Source organism: Candidatus Hepatobacter penaei (genome assembly GCF_000742475.1).
Taxonomy (GTDB): Bacteria; Pseudomonadota; Alphaproteobacteria; order Holosporales; family Hepatobacteraceae; genus Hepatobacter; species Hepatobacter penaei.
In genome coordinates, this window is the sequence record NZ_JQAJ01000001.1 from 122,287 (window position 1) to 131,818 (window position 9,532).

At 51.8% G+C, this 9,532-nt stretch carries 8 protein-coding genes and 1 tRNA gene; 5 read left to right on the forward strand and 4 right to left on the reverse strand.

The features are described 5' to 3' along the window. Positions 1-26: 26 nt before the first annotated feature. The 3 genes from lspA to IG82_RS0100745 form a co-directional block, all read right to left on the reverse strand. Positions 27-482, reverse strand: coding sequence for a signal peptidase II (gene lspA / locus IG82_RS0100730; RefSeq protein ID WP_216476113.1), 456 nt, complete (start codon positions 480-482; stop codon positions 27-29). 40 nt (positions 483-522) lie between these two features. After that, positions 523-3,381, reverse strand: coding sequence for an isoleucine--tRNA ligase (gene ileS / locus IG82_RS0100735; RefSeq protein WP_031933785.1), 2,859 nt, complete (start codon positions 3,379-3,381; stop codon positions 523-525). A 227-nt stretch (positions 3,382-3,608) separates the two neighbouring features. Next, positions 3,609-3,965, reverse strand: a complete 357-nt coding sequence (locus IG82_RS0100745; RefSeq protein WP_031933786.1) for a hypothetical protein — start codon at positions 3,963-3,965, stop codon at positions 3,609-3,611. 126 nt (positions 3,966-4,091) lie between these two features. Here IG82_RS0100745 and IG82_RS0100750 point away from each other — a divergent pair. The 3 genes from IG82_RS0100750 to IG82_RS0100760 all read left to right on the forward strand — a co-directional run bounded on the left by IG82_RS0100750 (position 4,092) and on the right by IG82_RS0100760 (position 6,715). Continuing rightward, positions 4,092-4,167: transfer RNA gene (locus IG82_RS0100750), tRNA-Ala, on the forward strand. 78 nt (positions 4,168-4,245) lie between these two features. Further along, positions 4,246-6,546, forward strand: a complete 2,301-nt coding sequence (locus IG82_RS0100755; protein WP_031933787.1) for a hypothetical protein — start codon at positions 4,246-4,248, stop codon at positions 6,544-6,546. Then, the gene (locus IG82_RS0100760; protein ID WP_031933788.1) at positions 6,536-6,715 is read left to right on the forward strand and encodes a hypothetical protein; all 180 of its coding nucleotides are present in this window, start codon (positions 6,536-6,538) and stop codon (positions 6,713-6,715) included. Before IG82_RS0100755 ends, IG82_RS0100760 begins: the two co-directional genes overlap by 11 nt. A gap of 81 nt (positions 6,716-6,796) precedes the next feature. Here IG82_RS0100760 and IG82_RS0100765 read toward each other — a convergent pair whose 3' ends face one another. Continuing rightward, complete coding sequence (locus IG82_RS0100765) at positions 6,797-7,465, reverse strand: helix-turn-helix domain-containing protein (protein WP_031933789.1); 669 nt, start codon at positions 7,463-7,465, stop codon at positions 6,797-6,799. A 155-nt stretch (positions 7,466-7,620) separates the two neighbouring features. Here IG82_RS0100765 and ybgF point away from each other — a divergent pair, with 155 nt between their 5' ends. Beyond that, positions 7,621-8,319 (forward strand): tol-pal system protein YbgF, encoded by a 699-nt coding sequence (ybgF, locus tag IG82_RS06800; protein WP_052545544.1) that lies wholly within the window; start codon positions 7,621-7,623, stop codon positions 8,317-8,319. Positions 8,320-8,411: 92 nt separating this feature from the next. Further along, the gene (xth, locus tag IG82_RS0100775) at positions 8,412-9,230 is read left to right on the forward strand and encodes an exodeoxyribonuclease III (RefSeq protein WP_031933791.1); all 819 of its coding nucleotides are present in this window, start codon (positions 8,412-8,414) and stop codon (positions 9,228-9,230) included. Positions 9,231-9,532 lie beyond the last annotated feature (302 nt).

The following is a 9,532-nucleotide window of genomic DNA, read 5'->3' on the forward strand; positions in this document are numbered from 1 at the left end:
CCCTTTACAAAACATCCATCAACACCTTACGTGCCTTTTGATTCCCCCTTTGGAGCATCCCACAAAATCAACAGTGTGCCAAGGGATATCATGGTGTCCGCCACATTAAAGGCAGGAAAGTGCCATGTTTGGTAATAGACATCGATAAAATCAATCACGCCGCCATAGAAAAAGCGATCGATCATGTTGCCAAGCGCCCCCCCCATCAGCAAAGACAACACAAGACGCATCCGCACGGGGGCATGCACATACCACACAAGCAGCAAGCTCACGATCACCAGAGCCCCCAGCAAAAGGAGCCATACACCCCAAGGTCCCGTGGCTGGGAAAAGGCCAAAGCTGATGCCTTTGTTTTGCACATACACCAGATTGAAAAAAGGGGTGACCTTCAGGGGAAGCAAACCAGCGTGATGCCATGAAGAAACCATTTTTTTGGTGAGTTGATCGGCGCTCACCACCAAGGCAATCATCACACACAGCATCAGCCAAGGCGATGTGTGGAAGACATCTATAAAAAGGCTTCTAGGTGGCTTTTTTGTAAACATCGCCGACAACCTCCGCACATCGGGGACATAAGGATTGCGCATTTAGCGCTTCAAAACGCCAGCATCGCTCACATTTATCGCCATCAGCTCTGTGGATAGCTATGTGGATGCCCTCTGCCGCCGCCGCTGTCCATAAAAGACCTGAGGATGAAGCGGCATTGTCTTGAGAGCTGGGTTCAGGAGCTTCGGTGCGTTTGTGAAGAGAACATGAAGAGGTAATGCACAACGTAGCCAGAAACGAGGTACCCAGCCGTTGGCACAGGCGTTCAAGATCAGCATCGGTCACAATCAATTGAGGATGAGCTTCCAGCGAAGAGCGAATGTCCCCCTGCGCGCGGACGTGTTCAAGGGCATGAGTCACGTGCTTGCGCATATCGCGCAAGGCTGCCATGTCTGTTAAAAGGTCATCCCTTTGCCATGCAGCGTTGGGGGTGGGCAGGTGCATCAAATGGACACTTTCGGGCCAATCGTGGGTAAGGTTGGGTAATTCTTGTTTGGCTGTCTGAAAAATGTCTTCTGCCGTAAACGGGAGGAAGGGCGCGATCCACATCATGGTGTGACGCAACAGGTGCCACAACACAAAAAGGCAATGCTGTCTTTGGGGACTGTCTTGGCCTTCGCAATACAACACATCTTTGCGAACATCGAAATAGAACGAGGACAGATCGGTGTTGCAAAAATGATGAATCAGGGCCACCGCCTCACCAGGGTTATAGCGAGAGAGAGCCTCCACAACGCCCCGGTGAACTTGATCCAGGCGGGCCAGCATCCAGGCATCTAAAAAGTCGAGCGTCGCCAGATCGCATGAGAGAGGCGTTGTGTCTGCCAGGTTGCCCAGTAAAAAGCGGAAGGTGTTGCGCAAGCGTCGATAGGTGTCTTCGGCGCTTTTGAAAGCATTGGGGCTGAATTTGATATCTTCATAAATGTTAGCAGAGGCCGTCCACAGACGTAAGAGATCCGCGCCTTTTTCCTGAATGATCTCCTGGGGGGAGACGTTATTGCCGCCTGATTTTGACATCTTTTGTCCGTCACCATCTGTGAGGAAGCCATGGGTAAGCAATGCCTTAAAAGGGGCCCCGCCGCGCAGCGCACACCCTAACACCAACGATGATTGAAACCATCCACGGTGTTGATCCGAGCCTTCCAGATAAAGGTCTGCAGGCCAGAGGCTGTCGTTCAGCACAAAGGCTTGTGTGAGGCCCGATTCAAACCACACATCCACAATGTCGGTCACCTTGGCATAGCCGTGCAGGCCAAAGGGCGCTAAAAGATCCTCGGCACTGGTGTCCCACCAAAAATCGCACCCCTCGTCTTTAACGCGGGCCACCATATGCGCATTGACGCGGGGGTCAACCAAAAGATCACCCGTGTCTTGATGGATAAACAGCATGAGGGGCACCCCCCACGTCCGTTGGCGCGACAAGCACCAGTCAGGTCGGCTCTCCACCATGGCGGTTAAACGATTTTGCCCAGAGGCAGGAAAAAACTGTACCCGCTTGATGGCGTTCAGAGCTTGTTGCCTTAAGGAAGGTGTGCCATCTAGACGCAAAAACCATTGCGGTGTGGCGCGATAAATCAAGGGCGTTTTCGAGCGCCATGAATGAGGATAGCTGTGACGTAAGTTGTCATGGTGAAACAGGGTTCCCTCTTGCTTCAGGGCCTCTATCACCACCGGCGCCACTTTATAAAGATGGTGGCCGCCCACCAATGGCACGTGGTCTTTAAACACACCATTAGGGCGCAAAAGATCTGCCAGGGGCAGGTTATGCTCTTGCCCGAGAGAAAAATCCTCTAAGCCGTGGTCGGGCGCGGTGTGGACCAGGCCTGTGCCTGTGTCTGCCGTGACATACGCAGCCTTCAGCAAGGGCACAGTGATGTCATAGCCTTGATGAAACAGGGGGTGCCTGACATAAAGCCCCTCAAGGTCATGGGGGGTGAGGCGTGCCACCTCTTCATAGGAGGTCACGCCTGCAACCTCGCACACAGCCTTTACGCATGGTGCTGCCATCACATAGGTTTGGCCATGGATGGTGGGGTCAGCGGCCTGGGTGATGCGCACAGCTACATAAGGGAAATCACCATAGGCCACAGCTCTGTTGGCCGGCAGGGTCCATGGCGTGGTGGTCCAGATAAGCGCCTTCGCGCCTTGCAGCGTGGGTGGGGCCTGATCTGTAAAGGGCAGGCCTGCAAACACAGTGTGGGATGTGACGTCCTTATATTCCACCTCCGCCTCGGCCAGGGCGGTTTCTTCCACCGGTGACCACAAAACGGGTTTAAGGCCGCGATACACTTGTTGTTGTTCCACAAGATCTAAAAAGCTGCGCACAATAGCCGCTTCAGCGTCGGGCGTCATGGTGGTGTAGGGGTCATCAAAGGGGCCTGACAGGCCCATGCGCTTAAATTCATCACGCTGGATTTCAATCCACTTTTGGGCAAACGCACGACACGCCTTGCGAAACGCCAAGGGCGCTACGTCTTTTTTTTCTTGTCCCTGTTTGCGAAACGCTTCTTCGACCTTAGCTTCGATGGGCAGGCCATGACAATCCCAGCCTGGCCGAAAGGCGATGCTGCGCCCCTGCATCCACCAAAAACGGTTGATGATATCTTTCGCGATTTTGTTTACAGCGTGGCCTAAGTGCAGGTGCCCGTTGGCGTAAGGGGGGCCGTCGTGCAAGATGAAGGGCTGACCGTGCTTATTGTGTGTGCGTCGTTTCTCTTCAAGCTGGATGTCCCTCCAAAATGCCAGCATCTCAGGCTCTTTCTTAGACAAAAATCCACGCATCCCAAAAGAGGTTTTGGGCAAAAAAACAGAGAGATCGCGGGGTGGGGTGGTCATGGGGTAGCATGGTATTCTTGTGGATCAGACAAAACCTTACCACAGCCCATCCCTGCATCCCAGCCTTAAGATGGCGCCCTTTCAGAAAAAAATGTTGTCAAAGAAAGGTGCGTTCAAAGCGGCCTCAAAGGCTGCAACGCTGCCCGTTGCCCCGTCCACTCGTTGCACTGCGGGGCTAAAAACGATATAAAACATTGTATTTTAAAGAAAAAGACAGGTTATGTCAGTTAAACAGTGTACATGGTTATGGGGTTTTGTGTTTGTGGCGGGGCTGTTGTTGAGTCAAACGGCTCGAGGCGCGCCACAAACCTTATCCCATCCAAAGGATATTCAAGAAACCTCCCCACAAGAAGCCTATTCACAAAAGGTATGAAGGTGGTGCTGAGGCAGGCACCTATGAGTTTTTGTTGGTCAAAGACTGTGTGCTTAAGCAACACATCGGCGAGAAGAAAAAGAAAAAGAGAGGCTTTGCCCGGTTTTGGGATCACCTGGTGCGCATGAAGTTTTAGGGCACACGCTTTACGCACAGGCTTGACGGAGCAGCTCTTGATTTTCATGCCGCTTTGCGGAACACTAGCACCCATCTGGAGGACTTCTTGAGGTTGAAGGGCCTTTCAGAGGCGATTGTTGATCAGGGAGTGCTTGAGAAGAGACGCTGATCAAGGGGCGCGGATCAGATGACGCTCATGCGTTGGTGCTGATAAGATGATGGGGTCGTAGCTCAGTTGGGAGAGCGCGTCGTTCGCAATGACGAGGTCAGGGGTTCGATTCCCCTCGGCTCCACCAAGATGTGGCCCCTTTTGAAATCATGCACCTGCCTCCATGTCACCTGTCTTCATATCGCCTGCTTTCATATTTTGTCTCATGCTGGCCATCCCTTGCATTTTGCCTCCGCCCCTCAAGGGGGCCTGCGCTGTACAGACAGATCCTATTGAAAAACTTGATATTTTGGCATTTTTGTTTTATTTAGATATAAAATATCACTTTTTTATCACCTCTCTTTCCTGCTCCCTTGGGTTGTTTATGATGCGCTTTCTCTCTTCTTCTGTTTTTTCTGTGTTTTTGGGGGTGGCCACGCTTGCCGCGCCTCTGTTGGCTCCACCCTCTGATCCTTGCCCCCCCGACGTTTCTGAAGCTCTTGCTGGTGAAAAGGGCGCCCCGATGGCCCCAGCGTCAAGCACCGTTTCGGATGCCCCAACCCACGCCACTGCTGAGAACACGGCATTGCCAACGTCAAAGGCCTCTGCCGATGCCGCAGGAAACGCCTCTGACAATGCTGATGCAGAGGACTCTTTTTCCCGCTTGCCCAATGAAATGATTGATCTGATTTTTGAGCGCATGAGGGGAACCCTTTTAGAAAAAGAACAGGCGGCAAAAGCCTTGAGCCGTACCTCCCGAAGGCTTCATGAATGGTCCAAGGGCTCTCGATATGCCTTTTTGTCAAGCCGTCTGTCAAGGCCGCTCACATGTCATGAGGCTAACACACGCGCAGCTGCGCTTACTGATCCTGCGCTGTCTTTAAAGATGGACTACCAGAATTTAGGGGGAAATCCTTCCATTCAACAATGTGTCCAAGACATACCTGAGTACGTAACCCAAAAGACTGTACGCCTTGAGTATAGGCACGTCTATGATCTGGACATGCGATGGCAGGAACGTTGGCCCGCCCTTACCACCTTGATTATTCATGAGGGCTCAAAAGGCGATTCTCATAAGTATGCCTGCCTCCCTGTGCGCGAAGATCCTGAGACAGGGCAGGTCACGTCTTTGACACCTCATCTAAAAGTTTTGCATGTTCTTCATCCTTTGATTTCTTCAAAGAACTTTGACAACATCAAGCACCTGTCCTGTATGAAAAGTTTGGTGGAACTGTCGCTTAAAAATCAATCCATCACGCCAAACTTTGTCGACGCTTTAAGCAAACTAAAGGCCTTGCGCACCTTGCATCTTGAAAATGCCTTTGCGCCTATTCAAAGCAAAGAATCATTGGTGCAATGCTGGTTAGCATTTGCGAAGCTTCCGTTGACAAAACTATCACTCACGCACATGACGTTTCTTAATGATGATGTGACAGCATCTGAAGCCTTCGCATGCCTTTTCACAATGACGCGTCTGGAAAGCCTGACCCTACACGGGCCGAACGCTCATGTGCATGGGGGGGAGGAGATCTCCCCGCTTTCTCTTAGCTTATCAGCACTTAAAGGCATGAAAGCCTTGCACACCCTGGGTTTAGGGCATCTTGACCTGCAAGACCCAAAAAAACTCGGCAGCCTGCACCAAGACACGCAGATCACAGATCTCAGCCTCAACTGTGTAGGGGGCGTGCAATCTTCACACCTGAAGGGGCTCAAGCTCACACGGCTCGCCCTGACTGATAGTGTGGTTAGAACGGCCCAATGGTTGCAAGAAGGTGCCTTGAGCTATAACGGGATCTCCAAAGATCTGACGACCTTGAAAGATACGTCCATTAAGGAGCTTGTGCTCTCACATATGTGTTGCGTCTCTACACCTTGTCCTTCGAACCTCAAAAAACTGTCCATCGTTGAAGGGTATGTTTCTTGTGGTGATGATACGTGGAAACAAGCCAACTTGACGCACCTGACATGGGAGGGTGCAGAGGAATTATCTAACATAGGAAAAGCCTATGGAGGATTGATGTCCATGCTGCGCAAGATGACCAACCTTGAGATGCTCAAGGTCAATACTGTGAAAGCCGGCACGTCGAACGGATTCATCTATTGTGACCTTCAATCTCATCACCACTTGCGTTATCTTCATCTGAACTTTCGTTGGGATATTGATAGGGATCACCCTTTTGACCATTTGCAGCATCTGCATGTGTGGATCAAAGAAAACAATATACATGATCATGGGTATGGTGACGACATATTATTGGAACACTTGCTGAGCTTGACCCCAACCCTTCAGGCCTTGCATATTGTGTATGATTCACATAGATTGGGGGTGGAGCATATCTTGCCTGCCATCAAAGAACACCCGCTTGGCTTTTTAACCACAGTGACCATTGCGTGTGAAGGGCTCGACATGTATCGTGTGCCGCGACTGGAATCAGAGATGAATTTTGAGCCAGAAGAACTTTTGTTTCCAAACGCACCTTTGCTGGCGCTGATCAACGTGAATGGGTTAATCAGAGATGAATTTTGAGCCAGAAGAACTTTTGTTTCCAAACGCACCTTTGCTGGCGCTGATCAACGTGAATGGGTTTTCCTATATGACGCACCATGGCAAGACCGGGGACATTCACCCCCCAAGGCCGCACAGACCCTCCCTTGGTGGCGCCACACACAACGGCAAAGACGGCACAGCTTCCTAAGGCTTAGCTCACCTCGGGGGTATGTAAGTGGCACGTTGCTTAAGCAGGGCTCAGTCTTGATCGAAGGTCCCCCTTGCGCTTTTAGGTCTTGGGGGCTTTGTGGCCTGGTTTGGGGGTGGGGCGCTTATGTCCCTGGTGATTGTCTCCCTCATGGCCTTCATGGCACGAGCCGCCAATGGGGCAGTGGGGGCGCTTTTCCTGCGAGGATGTGGCGGTGATGTGATGCAAGTGATCCACCATGGGGATTAGGCACGTATCGGCCGTGCAGGTGGTGCCGGTTTCATAAAAGGTGGCCCATCCCATCATCCCCACACTATAGGATAAGCACACGCTTGCGCCCAAAATAAGGCTGTGGCGGGCCAGGTTGGGTTTTTTGTCATAAAACGTTTGGCTTAAATACACTGGCTGCGGCGTTGTGTGTTGATCTTGAGGGATGTGCGCGATTTGTTCATCAACATCAGCCTTGGGGATGCCCAAAAAAGCGCCATAATCCTTCATGGCCTGGGCCAAAAAAGCGGGGTGATGACCTGGAATGCCATAGACCCCGTCTTCTATTTTCTTAAGTACATTGACGGGAATCATCAGCGACAAGCAGGCCGTTTCAAGAGACATGCCCAGCTGAACCCGTGTGCGCCGAAAAGGTGGGGTGCGCGGCGGCACTGACAAAGAGCGTTTCCAGGGGAAAAGCTGGCGCGCGCGGGCCATCCAACGGGATAGGGGGGGCCTTTCTTGGGCATCTTTGTGTTCCATCTTACCATCTCTCCATGCATCATCATCATTAACAAAAGAAATAACGCGTCTTCAGGGGGCGTTACGGCGTCTTAACGGTGAGCGTTCGGCCCTGGCTTGTGTGTCTGCAAAAAACGTGCTAGGCAAGGAGAGATGTGTTTTGACGTGCGGTTTTTATGATACGTGTTTCCCTGCTGGCGTGGTTTTGCGCGTTTTCTTTTTTACAACGTGCATGGTGTGAGATGGCTGAAGATGGGCACGAGACGGCCGCGATCACGCAAGAGGATATACGCAAGCTTAAAGAGCGGGTCGCCCGGCTTGAGCGGCATTGCGGCTTATCCTTGGCAACAGCATCGTCTTATGAAGAATCTGATGATTATAACAGGGCCTTAACGCTGCTTAAACAGGGGGACTATCAAAAGGCCGGCGTAGCGTTTCGTCATTTTTGTGCTTTGTATCCTCACAGCTCTTTTTTGGCGCTGGCGTCTTATTGGTTGGGTGTCACATTTTTTGTGCGCGGTGAATATGACGAGGCGGTGAAAGCGTTTGATATCTGTTTGACCAAGTGGCCCGAAAGTGACAAGGCGCTGGATACCCGGCTGAAGGTAGCGTTGTGTTATCAGCGTTTGGATCAGACGGAAAAGGCCCAAAAGGCCCTGGCGTCCTTCAGGCAAGCGTTGGAGGCCAACACATCCCTGGATGCTCAGGCGCGGGTGCGTTTTGGCGAGCAGGCCGATGCCCTGGAAAGAACCTTGCACACAGAGGAGCCTGTACGCGCCGTATCATCACATGATCATGACGCTGTGCCCACCGTGCCGTTGCATCATGAAAAACAGACACCGCAGGCAGGGGATGCACAAAAGCGCGCGATCTAGGTTTTGGCATCCACTCTCCTGACAACCAGGCTCTTGACACCGTGAGCGATTGCTTTGATCTTGAATCTTAACGCTATTCGTGGATGACCCTCATGACCACAACGCTTAACATCGCCACATGGAACGTGAATTCGGTGCGGGCCCGGCTGCCTTTGCTGTTGACGTGGTTGAAAGAGGCCAAGCCGGATGTGGTGTTGCTTCAAGAGACCAAGGTGGAAGACCTCTCCTTTCCTGCGTCTTATGTGGAAGAGCTGGGGTATAACCTGTGTGTCCATGGTCAAAAATCTTATAACGGTGTGGCCATTCTTTCTACATCCCCCCTTGAGGATGTGACGTGCGGGTTGGTGGATTTTGAATCTGTCATAGATGCCCAAGGGGATGGGGCGGCAGCAAAATGTCGTTATATAGAGGCGTTTACCGCCGGCGTGCGGGTGATTTCTGTGTATGCCCCCAATGGCCAAGATCTGGACCACCCTCGTTTTTTGATGAAAAAAGCGTTTTACCAGGCGTTGGAGGCGCGGTTGGTGCATCTTCTGCAAGGGCCAGACGAAGTGATTGTGGGGGGCGATTTCAACATTGCGCCTTTTGAATCGGATGTCTATGATGCGTCGTTGTGGTCAAATCGCATTTTGTGCAGTGATGAAGAGCGGGCCTGGTTTCGCCGTCTGCTGAATCGGGGGTTTTACGATCCTTTGCAGGCCAGCGTCACAAAAGATCAGACCAATCCCTTTACCTGGTGGGATTACAGAACCCGCGGCTTTGAAGAAGACCGCGGATTGCGCATTGATCATCTGTTGCTGTCGCCAGGCGTGGCTCAGCGCGCCTTGAGCGCCCATGTGGATCGTCACACGCGGGGGTGGGAAAAACCCAGCGATCACGCCCCGGTGGTGGGTGTGCTTGCCGCGGCCTAACCCTTAGGCGCGTGCTATCAAACAATGCCGCCACGAGTATGCTGCCATTCACTCAACAGTGTTGTTGCGAGGCGGCCATTCATGAAATCGCGATTTGATTCTTAAACGTTCATCGTCAATAGTGCCGCCACGAGAAAGCCATTGAGGGAACAAGGCCATCAAAACGCGGTAAAGCCTTGAATAAAAAAGCAAATGTCATTGCAAAAAACCCTGTATTAACGTACTATATCGACAATAAGTACGCATGCTATTGATTTCATTGAAAAATATGTTTGCTATCCGGCTTTGTTGGGGTGTGTTGG

Coding starts and splice junctions, on each gene's coding strand:
- IG82_RS0100755 (WP_031933787.1), top strand. CDS start 4,246: ATGCTGGCCATCCCTTGCATTTTGCCTCCGCCCCTCAAGGGGGCCTGC.
- lspA (WP_216476113.1), bottom strand. CDS start 482: ATGCTGTGTGTGATGATTGCCTTGGTGGTGAGCGCCGATCAACTCACC.
- ybgF (WP_052545544.1), top strand. CDS start 7,621: ATGATACGTGTTTCCCTGCTGGCGTGGTTTTGCGCGTTTTCTTTTTTA.
- ileS (WP_031933785.1), bottom strand. CDS start 3,381: ATGACCACCCCACCCCGCGATCTCTCTGTTTTTTTGCCCAAAACCTCT.
- IG82_RS0100765 (WP_031933789.1), bottom strand. CDS start 7,465: ATGGAACACAAAGATGCCCAAGAAAGGCCCCCCCTATCCCGTTGGATG.
- xth (WP_031933791.1), top strand. CDS start 8,412: ATGACCACAACGCTTAACATCGCCACATGGAACGTGAATTCGGTGCGG.
- IG82_RS0100760 (WP_031933788.1), top strand. CDS start 6,536: ATGAATTTTGAGCCAGAAGAACTTTTGTTTCCAAACGCACCTTTGCTG.
- IG82_RS0100745 (WP_031933786.1), bottom strand. CDS start 3,965: ATGGGTGCTAGTGTTCCGCAAAGCGGCATGAAAATCAAGAGCTGCTCC.